At 51.7% G+C, this 23655-nt stretch carries 19 protein-coding genes; 8 read left to right on the forward strand and 11 right to left on the reverse strand.

Features of this window, described 5'->3' with window-relative positions:
• Nucleotides 1-169: 169 nt before the first annotated feature.
• The 3 genes from V8I28_RS09390 to adhE form a co-directional block, all read right to left on the reverse strand.
• The gene (locus V8I28_RS09390; protein WP_341779864.1) at nucleotides 170-796 is read right to left on the reverse strand and encodes an aggregation-promoting factor; all 627 of its coding nucleotides are present in this window, start codon (nucleotides 794-796) and stop codon (nucleotides 170-172) included.
• Nucleotides 797-1281: 485 nt separating this feature from the next.
• A complete protein-coding gene (locus V8I28_RS09395; RefSeq protein WP_341779865.1) occupies nucleotides 1282-1896 on the reverse strand; it encodes an aggregation-promoting factor in 615 nt (204 codons plus the stop codon).
• Between the two features lie 537 nt (nucleotides 1897-2433).
• Nucleotides 2434-5052, reverse strand: a complete 2619-nt coding sequence (gene adhE, locus V8I28_RS09400; RefSeq protein WP_341779866.1) for a bifunctional acetaldehyde-CoA/alcohol dehydrogenase — start codon at nucleotides 5050-5052, stop codon at nucleotides 2434-2436.
• A gap of 412 nt (nucleotides 5053-5464) precedes the next feature.
• On the opposite strand from adhE, the gene V8I28_RS09405 reads away from it, so the two are divergent.
• Nucleotides 5465-7258 (forward strand): glycerophosphodiester phosphodiesterase, encoded by a 1794-nt coding sequence (locus V8I28_RS09405; RefSeq protein WP_341779911.1) that lies wholly within the window; start codon nucleotides 5465-5467, stop codon nucleotides 7256-7258.
• Nucleotides 7259-7452: 194 nt separating this feature from the next.
• Here the strand turns inward: V8I28_RS09405 and V8I28_RS09410 are convergent, their stop codons facing one another.
• Nucleotides 7453-7977: a DUF1836 domain-containing protein gene (locus V8I28_RS09410; RefSeq protein ID WP_341779867.1), complete on the reverse strand. Its 525-nt coding sequence runs from the start codon at nucleotides 7975-7977 to the stop codon at nucleotides 7453-7455.
• A gap of 171 nt (nucleotides 7978-8148) precedes the next feature.
• Nucleotides 8149-10488 (reverse strand): cation-translocating P-type ATPase, encoded by a 2340-nt coding sequence (locus tag V8I28_RS09415; protein WP_341779868.1) that lies wholly within the window; start codon nucleotides 10486-10488, stop codon nucleotides 8149-8151.
• 172 nt (nucleotides 10489-10660) lie between these two features.
• On the opposite strand from V8I28_RS09415, the gene V8I28_RS09420 reads away from it, so the two are divergent.
• Together V8I28_RS09420 and V8I28_RS09425 are read left to right on the forward strand one after the other, a co-directional pair.
• Entirely contained in the window at nucleotides 10661-10822 is a 162-nt protein-coding gene (locus V8I28_RS09420; protein WP_341779869.1) for a hypothetical protein, read from the forward strand.
• 105 nt (nucleotides 10823-10927) lie between these two features.
• A complete protein-coding gene (locus V8I28_RS09425; protein ID WP_341779870.1) occupies nucleotides 10928-11776 on the forward strand; it encodes an aldo/keto reductase in 849 nt (282 codons plus the stop codon).
• 184 nt (nucleotides 11777-11960) lie between these two features.
• Here the strand turns inward: V8I28_RS09425 and V8I28_RS09430 are convergent, their stop codons facing one another.
• Both V8I28_RS09430 and V8I28_RS09435 read right to left on the reverse strand, forming a co-directional pair.
• A complete protein-coding gene (locus tag V8I28_RS09430; protein WP_341779871.1) occupies nucleotides 11961-12386 on the reverse strand; it encodes an Hsp20/alpha crystallin family protein in 426 nt (141 codons plus the stop codon).
• A gap of 344 nt (nucleotides 12387-12730) precedes the next feature.
• Nucleotides 12731-13096, reverse strand: a complete 366-nt coding sequence (locus tag V8I28_RS09435; RefSeq protein WP_341779872.1) for a hypothetical protein — start codon at nucleotides 13094-13096, stop codon at nucleotides 12731-12733.
• A 212-nt stretch (nucleotides 13097-13308) separates the two neighbouring features.
• Here V8I28_RS09435 and V8I28_RS09440 point away from each other — a divergent pair, with 212 nt between their 5' ends.
• Nucleotides 13309-14676, forward strand: coding sequence for a hemolysin family protein (locus V8I28_RS09440; RefSeq protein ID WP_341779873.1), 1368 nt, complete (start codon nucleotides 13309-13311; stop codon nucleotides 14674-14676).
• A gap of 42 nt (nucleotides 14677-14718) precedes the next feature.
• Here the strand turns inward: V8I28_RS09440 and V8I28_RS09445 are convergent, their stop codons facing one another.
• Complete coding sequence (locus V8I28_RS09445; RefSeq protein WP_341779875.1) at nucleotides 14719-14955, reverse strand: hypothetical protein; 237 nt, start codon at nucleotides 14953-14955, stop codon at nucleotides 14719-14721.
• A gap of 101 nt (nucleotides 14956-15056) precedes the next feature.
• Between V8I28_RS09445 and V8I28_RS09450 the strand changes: the two genes are divergently transcribed.
• A complete protein-coding gene (locus tag V8I28_RS09450) occupies nucleotides 15057-15980 on the forward strand; it encodes an AEC family transporter (protein ID WP_341779876.1) in 924 nt (307 codons plus the stop codon).
• A gap of 124 nt (nucleotides 15981-16104) precedes the next feature.
• A complete protein-coding gene (locus tag V8I28_RS09455; RefSeq protein ID WP_341779877.1) occupies nucleotides 16105-17436 on the forward strand; it encodes an MATE family efflux transporter in 1332 nt (443 codons plus the stop codon).
• Between the two features lie 89 nt (nucleotides 17437-17525).
• On the opposite strand, the gene V8I28_RS09460 is transcribed toward V8I28_RS09455, so the two are convergent.
• On the reverse strand, nucleotides 17526-18959 hold the full coding sequence (locus V8I28_RS09460) for a DHA2 family efflux MFS transporter permease subunit (RefSeq protein ID WP_341779878.1): 1434 nt from the start codon (nucleotides 18957-18959) through the stop codon (nucleotides 17526-17528).
• Between the two features lie 128 nt (nucleotides 18960-19087).
• Nucleotides 19088-20608, reverse strand: coding sequence for an ABC-F family ATP-binding cassette domain-containing protein (locus V8I28_RS09465; protein WP_341779879.1), 1521 nt, complete (start codon nucleotides 20606-20608; stop codon nucleotides 19088-19090).
• Between the two features lie 366 nt (nucleotides 20609-20974).
• On the opposite strand from V8I28_RS09465, the gene nrdI reads away from it, so the two are divergent.
• Together nrdI and V8I28_RS09475 are read left to right on the forward strand one after the other, a co-directional pair.
• Nucleotides 20975-21448, forward strand: coding sequence for a class Ib ribonucleoside-diphosphate reductase assembly flavoprotein NrdI (nrdI, locus tag V8I28_RS09470; RefSeq protein WP_341779880.1), 474 nt, complete (start codon nucleotides 20975-20977; stop codon nucleotides 21446-21448).
• Nucleotides 21441-22193 (forward strand): NADPH-dependent oxidoreductase, encoded by a 753-nt coding sequence (locus tag V8I28_RS09475; protein WP_341779881.1) that lies wholly within the window; start codon nucleotides 21441-21443, stop codon nucleotides 22191-22193. The genes nrdI and V8I28_RS09475 overlap by 8 nt, the downstream gene beginning before the upstream one ends.
• Before the next feature lie 79 nt (nucleotides 22194-22272).
• Here V8I28_RS09475 and V8I28_RS09480 read toward each other — a convergent pair whose 3' ends face one another.
• Nucleotides 22273-23472, reverse strand: coding sequence for an AAA family ATPase (locus tag V8I28_RS09480; RefSeq protein WP_341779883.1), 1200 nt, complete (start codon nucleotides 23470-23472; stop codon nucleotides 22273-22275).
• Between the last annotated feature and the right edge of the window lie 183 nt (nucleotides 23473-23655).

The following is a 23655-nucleotide window of genomic DNA, read 5'->3' on the forward strand; positions in this document are numbered from 1 at the left end:
TCCGAATGTTACGAAACGGTGACAGTCACCCCCATTTTGACAGGAATGGGGCGAAAATCCCGATTTTTCGCCATTTAGCTAACGCAAAAACGACGGTCCACCCGCAAAGGTTTTACCGTCGTTTCTTATCTTAGTTTATAAACTCGCTGTTCAAGCGATCAGATTCGGCTTAGTACCAGCCGTTTGCTTGCCAGAAGGCCTTCGCAGCTGCCCAAGAACCGTACCGGGAGCTAACATAAGAGTTGGCTACCTTTTCCTGGTTCGCAGCAGAATAATCGCCGTTCAGGTAAGACTTGCTCAATTGGTACTTACCGTAGTAGTTCCCGTTAGAAGCGGTGTATGAACCACCGGATTCCTTGTTGGCAATCCACGCCTTGGCTGAGGAATCAGAGCTGGTCGTTGAAGACGTGCTCGTTGACGTGGTGCTGGTCCCAGTTGAAGCTGCGGACGTGGTGTTGTAAGTGTTGGCGCTAGTCTTAGCGGCCGTAGTGGTCGTTGACGTGCTTGGCGTCGTGGTTTGTGCTGATTGACTAGTCGTCGTTGAAGCACTCGTGCTAGTCGAGCTAGGAACAACCAAGGATTCACCAACGTAAATCAAGTTGACGTTCTTTAAGCTGTTGGCCTTTTCGATTGAAGAAACACTTGAACTGTATTGGTTAGCAATCTTAGCGACAGTGTCTCCCGACTTCACCGTTACCCGGACGTCGGCGTTAGCGGAAGTGGTGCCGGCAAATAACCCAGCGCCTAACACTGCAGCAGTACCTAAAGTAGAAACTAAAACTTTTTTGATATTCATAAAAATGAATGTCCTCCTTTTAATTTAAGTGAAGCGGTTTGTCTATCAATTACTTAACGAGACCTATCATAACCTGTGGACGTTACACCGCGATTGTTCCTGAGTTACACCCGCGTTAAGAAAAAAGCGGTTAAATGACAAACTGTAACATGGTTAACCGTACCGAAACATTAACCCGGTTTTCGAATGCTTCTTTGCCGAGATGTGACGAATTTAATCAAACCGTCCCCTTCATCAGCGAAAATTTGCCTTGAACTCACCACTGAATTCGCCATTTTTTAGAAAAAGCGTGACGTTTAGTCAATCTCACACGCTGTGGTCAGCATACCAGCCAATAAGTGTCCGGCTGCGCGCGCCTTGTTTCCCGGCAAACGTCGCGATCTCTTCTTATATAGAAGAAAACGTCCTAAAACGCACAAAAAAGCCCCCACGGACCTGCATCCATGAGAGCTTACTTGATTTAAACGATTAAATGAGCTGAGTTTTTAGTACCAGCCGTTTGCTTGCCAGAAAGCTTGGGCAGCAGACCATGAACCGTAACGGGAAGCAACGTAGCTGTTCGCAACCTTTTCTTGGTTAGCGGCAGAGTAGTCACCGTTTAGGTAGGAAGCACTCAATTGGTACTTACCGACGTATTGACCGTTACGTGCTGAGTATGAACCACCGGATTCCTTACCCGCAATCCAAGCCTTGGCACTGGCTTCGGAGCCAGAAACACCCGTAGAAGCAGACGTGGTGCTGCTAGTAGCGGCTTGGTTAGAGTAAGACGTGGTTGCTTGACTAGTCGTGGATTGGCTAGTTTGAGCCGTCGTGTTGTTGCTGTAGTTTTGGCTAGCAACGTTAGCAGCAGTCGTTGACGTCGTCGTGCTGGTTGGCACGTTTAACGTTTGACCTACATAAATTAAGTTGCTGTTGGCAAGGCTGTTAGCCTTTTCGATGGCGTTGACTGACGTGTTGTACGTGTTAGCTAATGACCAAACAGAATCCCCCTGCTTGACCGTAACAGTATCGGCGTTAGCCGTTTGCGTTGAGGCGAAGAGACCGGCACCGACAACGGCTACCGTCCCTAAAGTCGTAACTAAAGCTTTTTTGATATTCATAAGAAATGAATGTCCTCCTTTGTTTGCTTAACGGCTATTAGAATAACTGATGGGTATTACATTCAAATTGATGTTAGATTACACGGAGGTTAAGAAAAATATTACATTATGACATTCCGTAATATTTGTAACTCCACCGTAATATAAAACGCTTTAATCAGCCAATTTTTACCCATTTTGGCGAAAAAGGCCGGTGTTTTTACGTGCTTTTTGCACTGAAAATCGCGATTTTTTTATGCTTTTTAATGATAATTCGATGAAAATTCGGTCATTTTTGGCAAAATTCACCAAAATCACGCGTGAAATTCTCGATAACCGTCAGCAATTCTCCCCCAAAGATCGCCTAATTTCACCCTAAAACGACAACCGTCATCGCCAATAACCGGTTCCTTCTATTCAAAAAATTCGCTATTTCTTCCTTTTCCGTCTCCGCCACCCCTTGCTTTTCCATATCAAACCGATCTCCACGGCTCATATAATATAGTAGAAAACGAAAAAACGGTCGCCCTTTTCAGAGCGACCGTCCCGGGTTAACCGTTATTTTTCAACGTTTTTCCCGTCATATTCATCAATCATGATCTGCTTCAATTCTGACACTAGCGGTTCCTTTGGGTTAGCCGTAGTGCATTGGTCTTCAAAGGCCAATTCCGCTAAGTGATCCACGGTCTTGTCGAAGTGGGCCTTATCCACCCCGTTAGCCTTCAGACTCAGGGTCACACCAACCGAGTGAGCCAAATCAATAACCTTCTTGACTAAGGCTTCCTTCAATTCTTCCTTGGTGTTTCCTGACAGACCCAGGTACCGAGCAATCTGTGCGTAGTCTTCATCCGCCCGGAAGTACTCGTACTTCGGCCACATAGCCAGCTTCGTTGGTTCCTTGAAGTTGTACCGGATAACGTGTGGCAGGGTGATGGCAATCGCTAACCCATGAGGTAAGCCAAACTCGCCACCCAATTTGTGGGCGATGGAGTGGTCCACCCCGAGGAAGGCGTTGGCAAAGGCCATGCCAGCAAGCGTCGAAGCGTTATGCATTTCTTCACGCGCCGTAACATCCCCATTGTAGGAGTTCGTCAGGTTTTCCATGACTAACTTGATGGCTTGTAAGGACCATGGCCGCGTGTAATCGGAGGCCATCGCTGAAACGTAAGATTCGATGGCGTGGGTCAAAACGTCCAGTCCGGAGTAAGCCACCGTCTTCTTCGGTACCGTTTGGATAAATTGCGAATCCACGATAGCCACGTCCGGCGTCAAGGCGTAGTCGGCCAATGGGTACTTCACGTGGGTCTTGGAATCGGTAATCACGGAGAATGGCGTTACTTCGGAACCCGTCCCAGAAGTCGTTGGAATGGCCACGAATTGGGCCTTGTGTGGCTTGTGGAACTTGTAAGTCCGCTTCCGAATATCCAAGAACTTCTGCTTGGCGCCAAAGAAGCTAGCGTTCGGATCTTCGTAGAATAACCACATGTTCTTGGCGGCATCGATTGGCGAGCCCCCACCTAAGGCAACGATGGTATCCGGCTTGAACGTCCGCATCTGCGCAACCCCACGGTTAACCGTATCGGTCGTTGGGTCGGGTTCAACGTCTGAGAACAGGGAGTATTCAATGCCATCTGGTTGCCGTTTCAATTCATTTAAGACGGTGTCAACGTAACCCAATTCCACCATGGATGGGCTGGTTACCAGGAAGACCCGCTTGATGCCAGGCATATCGTCCAGGTAACGGACAGACGTCTTTTCAAAGTAAACTCGAGGTAATTTAATCCACTGCATATTATTTCGCCGCTTTGCAATCGTTTTGATGTTCAACAGGTCAAATGAGGAAACGTTATGGGACACGGAGTTCTTGCCCCATGAACCGGTTCCTAAGGTTAATGAAGGAATCATTTCGTTGTAAAGGTTCCCGATTCCCCCGATAGCGGATGGCGTGTTAACCAAGACCCGACTGGCCTTCATCTTAATCCCAAATTCCGTAGCGAGATCATCGTCCATCGTGTGGATGCCGGCCGTGTGACCCAATCCACCGAAGTGGAGGAGTTCATCACAGAGTCTGAAGGCATCCTCGTGGCTCTTGGCCTTGTAGACGGACAGAACGGGTGACAGCTTTTCTTGAGACAGCGGGAACTTAGGACCCACACCCTTCAATTCGGCTGCCAAGACCTTGGCCGTTGCGGGTACCTTAATCCCAGCAAGTTCGGCAATCTTTTGGGCCGACATCCCGGCAACGGGACCCTTAACGCCGCCTTCTGGCCGGAACATTGCGTCGGCTAAAGCTTTCTCGTCGCTCTTCTTAATGAAGAAGACGCCGCGAGCTTCCATTTCCTTCTTCACATCGTCGTAAATCTCTTGGTCAATCACGGCGCTGTTCTCGGAAGCACAAACCATCCCGTTATCAAACGTCTTCGATAAAACAATGTCGTAAACGGAACGCTTGATGTTGGCCGTCTTTTCAATGTAAGCCGGACCGTTACCAGGACCAACCCCTAAGGCTGGCTTCCCAGTGGAGTAAGCGGCCTTAACCATCCCAGGACCACCAGTAGCCAAGACGCTGGCCACCATTGGGTGATTCATCAATGCCGTCGTGGCTTCCAGGCTAGGCTTGTCGATCCATTGAATCACGCCTTCTGGGGCTCCTGCAGCAATCGCTGCATCCCGGACGACCTTGGCAGCCATCACGGAAGACTTCTGTGCTTGTGGGTGAAAGGCGAAGATGATTGGGTTCCGCGTCTTCACCGCAATCAAGGACTTGAACATTGCCGTTGACGTTGGGTTAGTCACGGGCGTCACCCCGGCTAAGATACCCAGGGGTTCGGCGACCGTAATCAATTGACGTTCACGGTCATCCTTGATGATGCCGACCGTCTTATCATGCTTGATTGAGTGCCAGATTTCTTCGGTGGCAAACATGTTCTTAACGGCCTTATCTTCCATCACACCACGACCGGTTTCTTCGTAAGCGGCCTTGGCCAATTCCATATGCTTGTCCAAACCAGCAATCGCCATTTGGTGAACGATGTGGTCAACTTTTTCTTGGGTAAAGTCATCCATGGCGCACAGAGCATCATGGGCTTTCGCGGTCAACCGGTCGATCATTTGGTCAACGGTTTCGCCGTTTTCTTGTTTTTTAGCTTTTGGGTTTTCTTTCACGTCTTTTAACATTCTTATGCCTCCATTTGAAAACATCTTGTTAAGTTATTCACGAGTTAAATCATATCACCTTTTTGAAATTCTGCAAGAGGTTTATGTTAAAAAAATCACAACTAGTTAGATTGGCAAACAAACCCACTGATAGCAAGGCTTACAGCCACGGCTAATGTAAGCGCATACACTTCACCAAAACTTTTTTAAAATTATTTTTATATGTATTTTAAATCACAACCAGTCCTTTCTTTTTCATTGCAATCGTTTACGTGGCGCGTAACGTTTGTCGTTGCCAAGCTTTTTTCACTTAACTTAACCGATTTTCGCCCGTCCGTTTGCAGACTATGCTAAAGTTAGCTTAGACGTGGTGTATCTGCGGCATTTCCCGCTGGAACACCACCCTACTTATTAATCGGAAAGCGTGATTTTTATGCGGCCTTGGGCTTTTTGGCGCGATGCCAACCATCACTTCTTTAGCCATTGGGGAAGCTACGTGACCCTCGTCTTCTTGACGAACCTCGTGGTCAGTTACATTGCCGTCCCCATCTTAACGTGGCTGACTTCGGCACTCATGCGATGGCAACACGTACCCTATATTTCTTACACCAACATCGGATCGCTTGTTCTTAATCATCCCCTCGCCATCGTGGGACTGCTTCTCATTCTCCTAGCAATCGTGACCCTAATTTACTGGCAATTTGCTTACTTATTACTGGGAATTACCAATATCCGCCACGGACGGCCACAGACCATGCTCGGCATTTTGGGGGATACCATTCGTAGTATTGCCGGCGCCTCCCCCAGTACCTTTCTTTTCTTTATTGTTTATTTTATTGTTCTCATGCCATTCGCGAGCGAACTCTTCACCACGCCCCTGCTCAACAAGGCTAAGATTCCCGCCTTTATCATCAGTTATCTCATGGATAACAACGTCTTCGCGGTCCTCCTCGGCATCTTCTACGTCGGCGCGGCCTACCTGGGCATTCGACTCATCGCTGTGCTTCCGCTGATGATGATCGACCACTACCACAGCCGCGAAGCCATTCGCCTCAGCTGGCAACGGACGCGCGGCCACTTCTGGAACTATTTCTTCAAAATTATCGTGACCTTAATCATGGTCAGCATTGCCGTGGCTTTCATCTACGCCGCCTTATACGTCGGCCAAGTCTTTTTCGACAAGACCCACGTGGCGTTGGTCGCGGCCACGATTAATCTATTTTTGATGGAAGTCATTACGGAATTTATTGTCTGCTACGCCACCGTGATCTTCATGATGGTGATTCTCAGTAGCCACGATATCCATCAGACCACACCATCCATGCTCTTTAGCTTCCGCGAACCGGCCAAGACTCGACTACGAACCCGCGCGTTGATTGTCAGCGGCCTCGTTGTCATTAGCGCCGCGCTGGTTGGATTCAACCTGATTTATCTCAACGGTCTGGCTATGAGCAAACCGTTGACCATTGCCCACCGGGGTGTGGATAACGGCAATGGCGTGCAGAACACGATTCCCGCCATGGTTAAGACCAGTCGGGAGAAGCCGGACTACGTGGAAATGGACATCCGAATGACCAAGGACCATCAATTCGTGGTCATGCACGATGGCAACCTAAAGGCCCTCGCTGGCATCAATCGCAAGGTCTCCTCGTTGACTCTCAAGCAACTCACCCACATCACCGTGACCGAAAATGGCTACCAGGCCAAGATTCCTAGCTTTAACCACTACCTCAATTCGGCCATCCAACATCATCAGAAACTCCTCATCGAGATTAAAACTGGCGGAGCCGACACGAAGGACTTGCCGGAGCGGTTCTACCGGCAGTTTGGTGCCCGCATCCTGGCCAATCACGAACAGGTGCATACGTTAAGCTACACCATCATGAACCGACTGAAGAAAGAACATCCCGAGTTGTTCGTCAGCTATATTCTGCCGTACAACCTCACCTTCCCCCACACACGGGCCAACGCCTACACCATGGAGGAAACCACGCTCAACGACACCTTCATCGAGCAGGCCGACCGGGAACACAAGAAGGTTTACGCCTGGGACATCGATGATATAACCACCATGGACCAGATGATGTTTATCGGCGTCAACGGGGTCATCACCAACAATCTTCACCTGATTCAACAGGAAATCAAAGACAACACGGACCACCCGAGCTACGCCAACCTGCTTCTGACCTTTATGAATGACTTAACGTTGGAAACGCAGACGCAATAGATTTCGATTTAAAGATTGAAAGTAGAATTAATGCGCTTATTCTCACAACGATGGTGTTCTGCCCACTAAAATTAGTGAAGCCAGGAGCCTGCGCCTGCCAGGGGTTCCGCCTGCTGTGGGGGACACCTCAATTTCAATTAAAAAACGCGCCAACACTTTTTTCGTGTTGACGCGTTTTCTCTATTGCTTTAACCCTATTTCTTTTCAATCTTACGAATCGGCCGCTTGATCAAGTGCAGCAATTTCTCGGACTGCAGGCGTGCGACCACGGCGTCTACCGCGACCTGCATGAGCTTTTCGTTGAGATCCTTGGCCGCCGGTTGGACCTGTTCTTCACCCAAATGGTGCAGGCGGTTCTCCAGCTGACCAATGAAGTTGTCGTAGGCTTGTTTGGGATAGTCGCCGGCCGTAATCTGGTCGATGCCCGAACGCACCGTATCCGTTTGGAACATGGGTTTCAGGAGGCTGATCATCAAAATATCCGTCAGCTGCATGGTTTGATACTTCTTCTTGACGGGCGCCAAAATGACATGGTGCTTCACATAGTTATTAATCATCGCTGGTGTGATGGTATCGATACCCAATGGCCCGAGAATGTCATTGATTAGTGCGGTCACCTGGTCCATGTAGAGGTCAAACTTCGGTAAGTCATCCCATCGTGGCAACTTTGCCTTGTGCATCTGATTTTCCCAACGGGTGTATTGATTATAATCAGCCATATTTCTTCCCTACCCTTCCATTTCTAACTTTCATTATAGCATATTACCTAGTGGTAGCGACTAGATACGACCAATTAACGCGATCTCAGCTAGCGCCATGATGAGTAACGGTTGGCCGGGTGATGGTTCGCTCGTTTCACAACTAAGTCACTATGCTATTGGCCGCGACCCTTAACGCCACCGAATTCGACTCAGGATTCGTTTACCCAGGATTTCCTGGACCAGGATGAAGACCGGCTGGACGCTGACCATGAGTGGCAGATAAATCAGCGCTAATTTCCAATTAATCAGGCTAACCAGTGAAAAGATTGGCCCCAGCAACAGGAAGATGACCGCAAATAAACCGGCCATTAAGGCGATCAGGCCAATCTTGAAGCGGTTGAGTGGCCGCGCCACCATGATCAGGGCGTTGAGGCTAATTAACCCCGTCATCAAGACACTCAACGTCGACGTGGTCGCAAAGCTGAGGTTAAATTGCGTGCCCAACCCCATAATCACCAGGATATACCCGACGACACAGACGGCGGCTGGCGCGGCAATTTCCATGACTTGCTTCATGAATCGATCGGCAATTCGCGCGTAGTTGGGCTGCAGGGCCAGAAAGAAGGTCGGAATCCCGACCATCAACGACGAAATCGGCGTTAACTGGATGGGTTCAAAGGGATAGCTCCGACTCATGAAGATAAAAATCAGCGTTAAGGTCACGGAATACATGGTCTTAATCAGGTACAACGAGGCCACCCGTTCGATGTTATTAATGACTCGGCGCCCCTCATTTAAGACGTTAATCATCGCATCGAAGTTCGAATCAACCAGGACGAAGTCGGCAAGACTCTTGGTGGCCTCACTTCCGGAAGCCATGGCAATACTACAATCCGACTGGCGTAACGCGAGCAGGTCATTGACCCCATCCCCCGTCATCGCCACGGTGTGCCCGGCCGTCTGGTAAGCCTTAATCAGCCCCTGCTTTTGCTGCGGCGTGACTCGGCCAAAGACGTTGTAATTAGCCACCAGGTGGTCGTAATCGGGTTCGGCCCCCACCTGACTCATGTCTACCAACTGCTTGGCCCCGACGATACCCGCCCGATCGGCGATACTAGCCACCGTAACCGGATTATCACCGGAAATGACCTTCAAGGCCACGTCCTGATTGGCGAAGAAATTAAAGGTATCTTGCGCCCGGGGTCGCAATTCGTCGGTAATCAGAATTAAACCCATGGCCTGCGGGGCGGTGGGCTTGGGCGTCGTTAACGCGGCAACCTTGGCTAACAGGAGAACCCGGTAGCCTTGGGCCGCCAACGTTTGAATCCGTCGTTGGACCGCGGCGGGCACCGTGTCAAAAATAAACTCCGGCGCCCCCATAACGTAGGCCCCGTCCGCGAGTTGGGCACCGCTCCATTTACGACCGGACGAGAACGGCAAGACCGTCGACGATGCCACGGTGGGTGTCCCCAAGGCGTTTCTCACGGCCGTGGCGGTCTCATTATCATCGCCCGTGGCGGCAACCAACTGCGCCAACACCGCTTTTAACCGTTCCGGCGACTGGTCGCCCACGCCTTCCACGCTCTCTAACACCAGCTTACCGTTCGTAATCGTCCCGGTCTTGTCCAAACAGAGCACGTCAACACGCGCCAGGGCCTCGATGGCCGGTAACTCCCGTACCAGGACATGGCGCCGACCGAGGGTGAACGCCCCAGCGGCCAGGGCCACCGAGGTCAATAAAACCAGCCCTTCCGGAATCATCCCCACCATCGAGGCTACGGTTCCTAGGATGGCACGGTTCTGATCCTGTCCGCGCATTAGAGACGAGATGAACAGCCCCGCCCCCAGCGGAATAATGGCAAACGTGAGCACCTTGATAATGCGATTAATGATGATGAGCAACTGACTGGCAGACCGGCGTTTTTGCTTGGCCGAGTGGGCTAACTGCTTCACGAAGCTGCTGCTACCGACCTTCGTGGCCTGAACCACCGCCTTGCCCCCTAAGATGACGCTACCGGAGACCAGCTGATCGGCCGTGTTCTTCACGATCGGCGTGGATTCCCCGGTAATCTGGGATTCATCGACTTCCATGCCGGCCGTCTCGCGTACCAGGCCATCCACGGGCAACTGATCGCCCCGCCCGATAATGAGCAGGTCGTCTTGAACGATTTCGTCTTGATGACGCGCCGTCACCTGACCGCCCCGGCGGACGTTGATTTTCCCCTCCGACAGCAGGGCGAGCTTATCTACCTGGCGTTTGGAGCGGATTTCCTGAAAGATGCCAATCCCGGTATTAAAGACCACGACCCCTAAAAACAGCAGATTTTTATAGCTCCCCGTAAACAGCACGAGGCCGCCCAAGAGCACGTTGATTAAGTTAAATAACGTTAATAAGTTATCCCGAAATATTTGTTTCACACTCCGCGTTAACGGCGGCAGTGGGTCGTTCTTGAGGCCATCTGCCACGCGTTGCCGGACTTCAGCTTCCGTGAGTCCCTGATCCAATGGCGGTAGGTAACGATCTGTCATCTGGGCGCCCTCCTTTACCGGTTCTTTACCCACATTGTAACCGATAATCCGCTTTCATAACGACTAATCTGTCGTCTTTTTTACGATTCTTAAGTGAAACGCTAGCAGTTCACAGTCGCCGCCAGACGTGGTTAAATGGAGATGGACCTAATTATCCAAGGGAGGCTTTACGATGAATCACAAATCATCCGCGGTTATTTTATTTATTCTCTATCTCATCTTGCTGGGATGCATGCTCGCCCATCAAGACATGCTGGCCATGTGGCTCATGACATTCGGGATGTTAATTGAGGCGTCGATCAACCTGTACGATCAGTTTAAAACCAAAAAGTAAGCGTTGTCAGATAGTCTAAATTGGCCTAACATAAGACTTATCAACCGATCAGAGGGGCGCGCAACGCCGCTCGTGACCGTACGTTAACGCCAAGGAGGAAAAATAATGACACTTACCAGTCTTGCAGATACCATCAAACTCGCCGATGGCCACGAAATTCCCGGCTTCGGTTTTGGCACCTACCTCATCAGTGATCAGGACGCCATGGATAATACGATTAAAACGGCCTGGGATCAGGGCTACCGGCTCTTCGACACGGCCATGCTATACCGTAACGAAGATCTCTTGGGCGAGACGCTGCGCCGCTTAGAAATCCCCCGTCAGGAGCTCTACTTGACAACGAAGGTCGCCGAGGAGGTCCAGGGGTACGATCGGACGTTAAAATCCGTAGAGGGCTCACTGAAACGGCTCGGCTTAGACTATTTAGACCTCTTATTGGTCCACTGGCCGGTCCGCGAACACTTCTTTGAGACCTGGCGCGCCTTTGAACAGCTCAAGGCGGACGGCAAGGTGAAGTCCATTGGCGTTTCCAACTACACCGCCGCTCACCTGGACCTTCTCGCCACTAAGGCCAAGGAAATGCCTGTCATCGATCAGGTGGAATATCACCCCTACCTGAATCAATTGGCCTTGTTGGACTACAACCAACGACACCACATCGTCACCGAAGCCTGGAGTCCGCTGGGCCGGCGCGCCGTACTGGGCGACCCGATGATTGCTAAGATTGGCCGCCATCACCAGAAATCCGTGGCACAGGTCATTTTGCGTTGGGAGCTCCAACACGGAATCCTGCCAATTCCAAAGTCCCAACACGCGGAACGTATCACGGAAAATGCGCAGGTCTTTGATTTCACGTTAAGCGAAGACGAAATGACCATGATCGACCTGTTGAACAAGTATCAACGGACCGGCAACGAACCGGAAATCGTTTACGAAACTGGCAAACAATACTAGCCACGACCCGCTAATCACCGTGCATTCGGCGACTAGCGGGCCTTTTTTGTAGTTGCTACGTTCACAGCCGCCTTACCGTTCGCCAAATTTGGTCTGGAGCGCGGTGGGCAGGATCTCCGGCCAACAAAAAAACGCGCGTTCCGGAAATCGACCAGAACGCGCGCCACAGTATGATTGATTGGTATTAATCAATATTGATTTCATGATGATCCGCGACATCCGCTTGCTTTGGCAAGGTCAGTGTCAAGACACCATCGGTAAAGCCAGCCTTAACCTGCTTCAAATCAATGTTTGGCAGGTAGAAGGAACGCGCCACATTTTGACTGTGACGTTCTTGCCGCAAGATCCGACCGTCGTCATCCTTTGCAGACTGGCTAACTTCGGACTTCCCGGTAATCCGCAACGTGTCGTCACGGTAGTCAACGTGGATGTCATCCTTCTTGAAGCCTGGCAATTCAGCCGTAACCACGTAATCCTTATCGTGTTCAACGACATCCGTCTTCATTTCATTATCACCGCTGAACATGTCGTGACCTAAGTTGCCCACTTCATTAAAGAAATTCATTGGATCAAAGAAATCAAAGTTCCGCTTCATCATATCATTAGCCATAATCAATTTCCCCTTTCTGCTTTACTGCTTTACTTGATTACATTTTCTATAATAGTCAGTATTGGTCAGAAAAGCAAATAATTAGCACTCAATTTTTAGAGTGCTAATTTTGACGGCTTAATCCCCGCAAATCAGCATTTAGTTTTAGGAGTAGTCTAGTCGTTCGATTGTCAAAGGTCAAGAAATCCGTTTAAAGGTCAAACACGCTCAACGGTCCCTATACCTTTACTAATGTAAAAATCGGCGCTTTTGTTGCACGCTGACGACGGCCTTAATCAAATCTTTAGGGATCAAAAAAGACTCCCAGCATCTCTGCTGGAAGCCCCTCACCCTAAAATCGAGTTTTAATAAGTTGTTTGGTCATTATCCTTAGGGACAACGATCTTTTCACCCAACGCATCGGCTAAGTCTTGCAAAGCTTCTTCACGGGTTGGCACGATGTCCATGTTAAAGAGAATGGAATCGATGTCCCCACCGGCGAAGTCGAATTGTTCGAAGTAAACGTAAGGATCGTGATCATCGTCATCTTCCAAGAAATGCTTGGTCACGGCCTTTGACAATGCGGTTGCCCAGGCTAAGTCGTCCATCTTTGGTAGATCGCGCTTGGTCACATACCCCGTTGTCAATATTAACTTTGCCGCCTTTTCCACGTCATCCGTTGGAATCTCGATAGTCGGTTCAATTTTTTCGTCCTGTGGTGTATCTGCCATAATCAAAATCTCCTTTGATGTTACTAATTTTAGTCTAGTCCTTTTTGGCAAAAACGTTAAGTAACTCATTCCCCAAAGTTAATCCAACTATTTTCCGTTGTTCGGTTGCCAGACGCGCACTTTGAGCGTAAAATTTGATTCAATCTACCTACTAAAAGGGTGGTAGACGCGCTATAATGAAGTGATAGAAATAATGAAATGAGGAATGATGTGTGGATAGCGGTCAGATAGTTGTGAACCTAATTATTATTTTAATTACCTTCTTCTTTGCAGCTTTCTTTGTTGCTTGTGAGTTTGCCTTAGTCCAGACGCGTCCTAGTGCCCTCGAAGAAAAGATCGAGGAACGGGATAAACCGTCAACTAAGCTCAATCGGGCCATGAAAATGGTCACCAATTTAAATGAATATTTATCAACGACGCAGGTTGGGGTTTCCCTTGCCGGTATTATCTTGGGGTGGATCGGTGAATCATTCTTCGTCGATCTGCTCTTGGACGGCATGGCCCCGGCCCACCTCAACACGGCAACCACGCATACCATCAGTGTGGTTGTGGGGGTGCTGTTACTGACTTACCTCGAAGTGGTCTTCACGGAAATCGTGCCTAAGAACATTTCGATCGATATGCCGATGAAGGTGCTCATGCTAATCGTGACGCCGCTGCACTACTGCCACATTCTGTTCTACCCGTTCGTCTGGTTACTCAACACCAGCGCTTCCGGCGTTGTCCGGTTAATGGGGCTGAAGGTCGCTAACGAAAGCGATGAAGTCTTCTCCCAAGCCGAGATTCTCAACCTTTCACGGAGTGCCGTGGAGGGTGGCGAACTGGAAAAAAACGACCTGGTTTACATGCAACGGGCGTTCGAGTTAAACGATAAGGTCGCTAAAGACATCATGATTGACCGGACGCAGCTGGAAGTCATCGACATCACGGCCAACGTCAAGGAAGCCTTGAACGTTTACCTGCAAGAACGCTTCAGTCGTCTGCCGGTGGTTGCCGACGGAGACAAGGATAAGATCCTCGGCTACGTCTACAACTACGACCTGATTCGCCAACAGCAGGTGGATGCCAAGGTCCGCGTCGACAAGCTGATTCGAGACATCTCCACCACGCCCGAGGCCACGCCGATCACCGAAGTCTTACAACAGATGATTAAGAAACGCACGCCAATCGTGGTCGTGGTCGATGAATACGGGGGAACCTCCGGGATCATCACCGATAAGGACATCTACGAGGAACTCTTCGGTACCGTCCGCGATGAGATCGATGACGCTAACGATCAGTACATCTTTAAGCAACCGAATGGCACCTTCCAAGTTAACGGGAAGATGACCACCTACGACTTCGAGCGGTACTTCAATACCGATATTAAGGGCTTTGAGACCACCGAAACGGTGACCATGGCCGGTTTTATCATTGATAACTACCCGAACGTCAAGGTCAACGATGTCATTCATTTGAAGAACTTTGACTTGAAAGTCTTGGATTACGAGAACTCATTTATTAACTGGTTAGAGGTCACGGTCAATCCGCCGCAAAAGCAGCTTGCAACGACCGAAGACCACAATCAAGAAACAAAGTAAAGTTAGTCAAAAAGCCGCCGCCCATCTGGGTGACGGCTTTTTCTAACGACGCCTGATGAAGCCAGCCAGTGCGTAACCGACGCCGCCCACGAGGCAAGCCAGCGAGACCCACCAGAAGATGCTGGTGAGGCTCACCGAGATGACGTTGGGGAGCATCAAGGCAATCACCACTAGACCACTCCAAAAGCGCACCGTGCGATAGAAGCGACGATTAAAGGCCATGGAAATTCCTCCTGTTCTCCCATTGTAAGCCCGCCGCGTGGGAAATTCACGAGTCAACTAACGGCTGAAGACAGAAAATTCCGAGCCATTTGACAGGACGGTCCGCCTACTCCCATAATGAACCGTCTAGTCTTTTTAGAAAGGAAGCGGCAAGCCGCATGGCAATGGGCCAATTAACGAATCAAATTATTCTCATGTTTCTTCTGATGGGGGTCGGCTTACTGATTAATAAGCTGGGCTTCATGCACGGCCAGACCGCAACCGATCTCACCAATATTCTGCTCTACATCGTGTCGCCCTGCCTCATCATCAACGCCTTCGAGCAACGCTTCTCGGCCAGTCGTCTTCAGAGTCTGGCGCTAGTCATGTTGGGCATTCTCCTCACCTATGGCGTGATGGTGCTGGTGACCACTCTGGCGTTTAAACGCGGGGGAGATCCCAACCTCCGCCGAATCATGCAGTTCGGCGCGGTCTACTCCAACGCCGGCTTCATGGGGGTTCCCCTGGCCAGTGCCCTCTTCGGCAACACCGGGGTCTTCTTCGCGGTGGCCTCGCTAGCCGCTTTCAATATCTTCTGTTGGACCCACGGCATCGCCCTGTTCACGCCGCGAGCGAAGGACGAGCCAATTAACTGGCGGCAGATCCTGCTCAATCCCAACATCATCGCGATTGTGGTGGGACTCGCCATCTTCATGAGCGGCTGGCATCTGCCGAGTCTGCTCAACCACACGGTCACCTACGTCAGCTCCATCAACACACCGCTGTCCATGATCGTCATCGGAAATAGCCTAGCCGCCGTCAAATTTAACCGCGCCTCGCTCAATCAGCGGTTGTGGTGGCCCCTCCTCTGCCGTAACCTGCTCTTCCCGGTAATCGATATCGTGATTCTAAGGGCCTTTGGTCTCAGCGGTATCCCGCTATACACCACCGTCTTAATGGCGGCTTGCCCCGTGGCCGGAAACGTCGTGCTCTTCACGCTGAAGGCCCACGGTGACACCAGTCCGGCCGTCACGTTGATGAGTATCTCGACTATCTTCAGCGTCGCCACCATTCCGGTAGTTTTTGCCCTCTGCAATCTCTAAAAGTAGGGCTCGCGGCCGAGAATCCCAAAAAGGTGGTCAAAAGTCTGCCCTGATCAGTTACTTATTTGCTGGGTAACGGGTATACTAGTTGGTATTGGAAACGCTATCAACTAGGAGGACTCACATGGCACCCCTGAAATTAACCGAAGGCCGACCCCTTAAGCAGATTATTCTCTTTTCCCTGCCCCTAATCGGCGGCTCCCTCTTTCAACAACTCTACAACTTCATCGATACCCTGATTGTCGGTCGCCTCATCGGCGTGGATGCCGTGGCCGCAATCGGGGCCTACTATCCCCTGAGCTTCCTGATCATGGGCTTTGTTCAGGGAACCTGCATTGGCTTTAGCATCCCCCTCTCGCACAGTGTGGGGGAGGAAAATCACGCGGCCGTCCGCCAATACCTAACCAATGCGGTGTGGCTCTGCGTGGCCTTAGCGGTGATCTTGACGCCGCTGATGGTCGCGTTGACTCCCACCTTACTGACGGCCCTACATACACCCAACCGGATTCTCCATCTGACCATCATCTTCACGGCCATTTCATTTCTGGGGATTCCGGCCAACATTCTCTTTAACTACTCGGCCGACGCGCTTCGCTCCTTTGGGGACGCGGTGCATCCGCTATACTTTCTGATCGCCTCGCTGGTCATCAACGTGGGGCTCGACCTACTCTTCATTCTGGTCTTCCACTGGGGTATCGCCGGGGCCGCCATCGCCACGGTCATTAGTGAATTCATCGGCGGCCTGCTCAACCTGACCGTCTTTCCGAAGTTCCGCCTCGGCCTGACACGCCGGGATTGGGCCCTCAATTGGAAACGCATCAAGAAGATGAATCTGATCGGCCTACCAATGGGCTTCGAATACTCGGTTTCCGCCATCGGGGCCATCGTCATGCAGGACGCCATCAACCTATTGGGAACCAACATCATCGCCGCCCAATCCGCCGCCGAGAAGATTCGTCAGCTCTTCACCCTGCCGATGGAAAGCGTGGGGGCCGCCATGGCAACCTATCAGGCCCAAAACTTTGGGGCCAAGCAACGGGGCCGGATGAAGCGCGGCATCATCGATGGGGTCTGGATTCAGGTCATCTATTCTGCGGCCGCCTTTCTCATCATCAATCTGGCAAAGACGCCACTGGTGACCGCCATCATTGGCCCGGGACACGCCGATATCGTTCGCGAGGCCAACTACTACATCATCATTATCAGCTGTTACTTCCCGGTTCACGGGATTCTGATGATCTTTCGCAACACCTTACAGGGCTGGGGCCATAGCTTCTACGCCATCTTCTCCGGTATGGGTGAATTAATTGGGCGGACCGCGGCCGGTTGGTTATCCATCGCCGGTTTCGGCTTTACCGCCATTGCTTACGCTAATCCGCTGGCTTGGGGCTTGGCTCTGGCTTACTGTATCGTCATGGTCTTCCGCGTATTTCGGCGCAAGGACCAGTTAGCTTAATGATTGCCTACTAAAAATGGGCCGCCAATCCACCGAGGATTAGCGACCCATTTCATTTACACTTAATTTGACTGTTTCACATGAAACAATTACCGGTTCGCCTTAGGAATCCGCAGGGCCAGTAAGAAGCCGACCACGGCCAAAGCAAAGGTGAAGAAGAAACCGTAGTGGGCCCCATTAACGAAGGCACCCGCCGCGTGATTGGCGCCAGAAGCCATGTAGGCCGCTTGACCAATCCCCAACAGGCTGGTCGCAATCGCCGTGGCAATCGCCCCAACAATCTGTTGTAAGGTGTTCATGATGGCACTCCCATCGGCCGCAATTGGCCCGGTCAGGGAGTTTAACCCGTACGTTTGTGACGGTGACATCGCCAGTGGCGCCCCAATCATCAAGATGACGTGGGCTAGGATGACGTACCATACCGCACTCTGCGTGGTGGTGAAGGCCAACATCAAGGCCCCAATCATCGAGATAATGAACCCAATCCGGGCGGGCATTTGTGCACCCACGTGGTCATACATCCGGCCGGAAACGGCGGAAACCACGGCGTTCATTACCCCACCGGGGAACATGATGATCCCGGTCAAGGCGACGGGCACCAGCAATCCCTTTTGAATGTACATCGGTAAGAGGTACATGGCGGAGAGAATAATCCCAAAGTTAATCATGACCAGGCTGGCCCCAATCCGGAAGCCCGGGATGGCAAAGGCCCGCAGGTTCAAGATTGGCTTGTCCATCGTTAATTGACGATGGGTGTACCAAGCCAACACGATAATCCCAACGATCAAGGCACTGATGACGACCGCTGAACCCCAGCCGCGATCACTGGCCAAGCTAACGCCGAGCACCAAACTCCCGAAACCAACCGTCGACAAGAGAATGGAGAGGAAGTCGACCTTCGGACGGGAGACTTCCGCAATGTTCTTCAATGACGTCACGGCAAAGATAAAGGCAATCAATAAGAATGGCACGAACAGCCAGAAGATCCACCGCCAGGAAGCAACCCCCAGCACGATTCCGGCTAAGGTTGGCCCAACGGCGGGGGCGAACATGATGACCAGTCCGACCATCCCCATGGCCGCCCCTAACTTGTAGGGTGGGAAAATTTGCATGGCCACGGTAAACATCAGCGGCAGAATTAACCCGGTGGCAATCCCTTGAATCATCCGCCCGAAGAGTAACACGCCGAAGCCCGGTGCGATGGCCGAGATAATGGCCCCGACCATAAAGTCAATCAACGCAAACAGGATGACCTGTCGCGTGGTGAACCATTTCGTAATGATACTGGATAACGGGAGGACAATCCCCACCATTAACATGTATCCGGTGACCAACCACTGAACGGTGGCGGTCGTGACACCTAATTGCGCCATTAATTGTGGTAAAGCAATATTTAGGGACGTTTCTGAGAACATCCCGACAAAGCCCCCGATTAGCATCCCCATCATGGCTAGCATTGGGTGAGCAACTTGTACTCGAGCTTTTTTAGCCACATTAGTTTGGCTACTTTGTACAGAATCCATTTTGTTTTCACACTCGCTTTCATTTCAAACACAATGGATTACTCTACCAGAAAAAAACAGTCTTCGTAAGCAAAAATTATCAAAAAATTAGAGGTAATCGTTTTCATGACTAAATTCTTACCGATTCATTAGTTTGGCGCCGATTTTAGCGCGGCAATCTGGTCCCGAATCTCCCGCAATCGTTGGGTATCCAGCTCCGGCGCCTGCATCAATTGGTCGTATTCAAACTGTAACCGGGGCAGATCGGTGGCCGGCACACCCTGGGCCGCGCGTTGCGGATCGACCAAGCGATGGTCGCTTAACGTCAGCACACGCGTGGCGACCCGCTGACGAAAGGCCTGGTCGTGGGCCACGAAGAGGACCGTGCCCGGGTAGCCGACTAGAAAGTCTTCGAGCGCTTGAAGAGCCGGCAAATCCAGATAGTTCGTGGGTTCATCCAGCACCAATAGATTGCTAGCGCTCACCAGAATGGCGAGCAACTGGACCTTCACCCGTTCACCGCCACTCAATTCGCCAATCAAGCGGTCGTAGAACCCGGCCTTGAGACCAAACGCCCCCATCAACTGGCGCGTCCGATTATCGTCCAGCGCCGTTACACGTCGCATCACCTGCCAAACCGTCTGGTCGGTCGGTAACGTCGTCATGTCTTGGTGGAAATAACCCACCCGCGCGCTGGGCGCCAAGCGAATTCCCGGACGTTGCGCCAAAATGGCCGCAATCAGGGTTGATTTTCCACTGCCGTTGGGTCCCGCCAAGGCCACGCGCTCGCCCGGCTTGATCCGCAACTGCACGTGGTCTAGTAGATCATGCTTGCCCCGCCGTAGATGAACGTCCGTCACATTAATGACGTATTTCCCGGTCACCGGTGGCAGGTCGGTCGCCACCAATTTAAGGGGCGCGACCTCGCGCGGTTTACCCGCAACCTTTTGCCGATTCATCCGGTCCTTGAGCGCCCGGGCGCCCCGCTCCATCTTTCCGGCGTTTTGTTCCCGCATACTCTTGGAGTTCGCCCGCTCGGCCTCGCTCATGTGGCGACTGCCCTTGCGGATGCGGTCTGCCTTTTCGTGGCGCGCTTGAATGGCCTGTCGGAGAGCCCGCCGTTCGCGCTGTTCCTGTTGGTAACGGTCCAAGTCGTTACGTTTCTCCTGATCGCGTAGGGTGATAAAGTCCGCGAAGTTGCCGTTGTACGTCGTGTAGACGCGGTCGGCCAACGACCAGATCTGCGTGGTCACGGCCGTCAACAGCTCCCGGTCATGCGAGATGACCAGCAGTAACCCGTTGAAATGTTGGAGTTGCCCAATCAGCCAGCGCTGGTGCTCGTCATCCAGGTTGGCCGAGGGCTCGTCGAGAATTAAAATCTCGGGACGTTGCGCCAGGGCCCGCCGCACGCGGTCCAGCATGCTTTGTCCCCCGGAGCGACCGTTCGTCGGCGCAATCTGGGGCACCAACGTGACGGGCGCCGTAACCGTTCGTTGGCCGGTAAAGTCCGTATCCGTCCCGGCAATGATGTGGGCCAACGTGGTCTTGCCCGTGCCATTGGCGCCGATAATTCCGATGCGTTCCCCGGCATGTGCGGTCAGTTGATTGAGTGTAAATAGCGGTTCCCCCGCGACGATTTTCGTAAGATGTGTTAAGTTCAGTTGGATCACAGAGTCGTCCCCCTTTTGAAAGCAGGGATCGATGGCTGGCAAATAAAAAAGTGGCCGCATTTCCCACACGGAAATGGCGCCCATTGATTGCACTTGGCAAGTCAGTCGGCGTAACCATCAATCCCAATTGCAGGCCCACTCCACCCCTTAATGGTGGTGAAGCTGACAAACATTTGAGAGTGATTAGTTACGCATCGGCTGAATACCTCGTTCTTTCTTAAAGTACGACTAGGATAGCATATCGCTTCACCTTTGACAAGCCGACCGGACAACCTATCCAAAATGGCCGGCAAACTTTAGGAGCATTCCGGCTAAAATTCGAGTACACTAAAGGTAAGTTAACAACCGAAATTGGAGGGACAATCCATGCAACCATTACGTATCTTATTTATTTCCATCGAGGGGAACACCCGCAACTTCGTGGAACATCTGACGGCCTACGCCGCTAAGCGACACGCCGAAAACGCCGCTGCTCCCGAAATTGCCGCTACAGAAATTAGCGAAGCCAGCGACTTCACGGCCGAAACGACACCTTATTTCTGCTTTGTGCCCACGTACCTCGATGGCGGTAACGGGATCGACAACGGCGTCAAGGAACTGATGACCAACGTCTTGGGCGAATACATCGACTACGGCGACAACGCCCAGCACTTAATCGGCGTGGTCGGTAGCGGTAACCGTAACTTTAACGAACAATATTGTCTGACCGCCAAGCGCTATGCCGAGAAGTTCAACGCGCCATTCATTGCCAACTACGAACTACGCGGTGTGCCGCGCGATGAACAACGGGTCTATGACGCCCTGGTAACGCGCCAAAAGGAAGTGATCAGCCATGACTAATCCGACGTTGAAGACGTTGCTGAACCACCGGAGCATTCGCCACTTTACCGATGAAAAATTAACCGCGGCCGAAATCACCACCCTGGTGGATGCCGCACAACACACCCCGACCAGTACCTTTTCCCAGCAATATAGCATCATCAGCGTGACCGACCCCCAAAAGTTGGCGGTCTTAGCCCAGATTACCGGGCACACCTGGCTGGAAAAGTCCGGCCACTTCTTCCTATTTCTGGCCGACCAGTATCGTAACGCCCAATTGATCACGGCCACGCCAACCGCCGTAGCAAATCTACACAGCACCGACAAGCTACTCGCCGGAATCTTCGACGCTAGCATCGCCGTGGAAGCCATGGTCGTGGCCGGCGAGAGTCTCGGCCTGGGTAGCACCATCATGGGCAGTGTGCTCAACGACGTTCCCCAGCTGATTGACCTCTTCCACCTTCCCGAGCTAACGTTCCCGGTCTTCGGACTTGCCGTCGGTCATCCCGCCGAGGCGCCCGAACAGAAGCCCCGGATGCCACAATCGCTGATTCACTTCACCAACGACTATCAGTCCATCACCGCAGACGACCCGACCTTAGCCGCCTATAATCAAGTCATTAACGACTACTATCAGGCCCGCGACAGTCACCAGCGGCCAGAGACCTTCTCCCACCACATCGCGACCGAACTAGCACGCGACCCGCAACAACGGGCCAAGCTAAATCAGGCTCTGGAGTATCAGGGGTTTCTACAAAAACGTTAAGCAATGCTTTACTAGGGTCGTCTCAGTTACCTGCTGAGGCGGCCTTTTTAATTTTCACAAACGTCCGCTCACTATTTACTCACAAACTCGGATCAAACGCCACCAACAGGTCGTGCGCATCCACCCGGGGCATCGCGCCGAAATTTCCGGCTAAGTAGTCCTCTAACCAGCCGGTCGTGGGCACGTCCGCCAGGTCAAATAGGGAAACCAATTGACTTTCGCCACGATAGTTTTTTTCAGCCAGATACACCTGATCCACCCGCAAATGCTGACTCATCAGCATGGACTGGTTGGTCGTCATGACAATCTGGCTCGTATTGGCCACCGAATTAAACAGGGTTAACAGGGCGGCTAAGGCCGTCGGATGAATCGCGGCCAATCGTTCATCGGTCAGGATAGTCTGCGGATGAGCGGCGTGCTGGGCCGTAATCAGGGCCAATCCCAAGGCGACTAGCTGGCGCATCCCCGTTGACGCGCTGTTCAAAGGTAGCTCCTCACGACCAGTGACCGCTCCCTCCTCGTCATACTTTTCGTAAACCAAGTACAGATCGGGGCGCGTAAAGGCCGACCCATCCAAAAATTGAATGGCCACCTTCCGTTGCGTGAGACCGGCAACCTCACTACCCACGGCCCGCAAGAATTGCGTCAGTTGGCTATGGACCCACTCGTCATCGAGGCCGGTGCCCGTCGGATGATCGTTTAAGATGACCAAATCTTGGCTAAACCATTCGAATACGGTGATGGCCGGCTGATAGTTCCAATTCTGAAACGCGTAGAGCATCAAGGCGTTGGGCCGCACCCGCTGCGCCGCCGTGGCCAGGCCCTCGGGAATTACCGTCATCACACCCTTCTCCCGGGCGAAGAGGACATCGTAATCATCTCCGACCGCGACGCTGAGCACTTCATCCACGATACGGGTGGCCGTGTAGCTAAAGACATACCGGTACTGATGACCCTCGCGATCAAAGTTCACCATAAAAGTCGTTTGGTGCCTTATCGACTCGTGATCAAATTGAAACGGTTCGTACGGAAGGCGGTCTGTGATCTGTTCGGTCGGTGCCGTCACCATCCGTCGCATGCGTTCTAACCCGGCCAAAACGGCACTCTTACCCGCACCATTGGCGCCAAAAATGGCCGCACATTTGAGCACGCTTAGGTCAGCCGTCACGGGTACGGTGTTTTCATGTTGCCACTGGCGCACGCCACCGCCACTCTCTAATGACAGCGTCGCGGTAGCCTTATACGATCGAAAATTGGTCAACGTAAAGTCGATTAACATCACACAACCTCCCCTTTTTCTAGCATGTTACGCTAGTTTGGGAGAGAAGCAATCACTTACATTCGAAATGGCCAAATCCGCTATTACAGTGTTTATAAAAGCGGTCACAATCCCGTCAAATCAATACCGATACACCCACCCGATTATCAGTTAATCCCCTGATAAAATTGCACGAAAAAAGAG

This window comes from Levilactobacillus sp. HBUAS70063 (assembly GCF_038374745.1).
GTDB lineage: Bacteria > Bacillota > Bacilli > Lactobacillales > Lactobacillaceae > Levilactobacillus.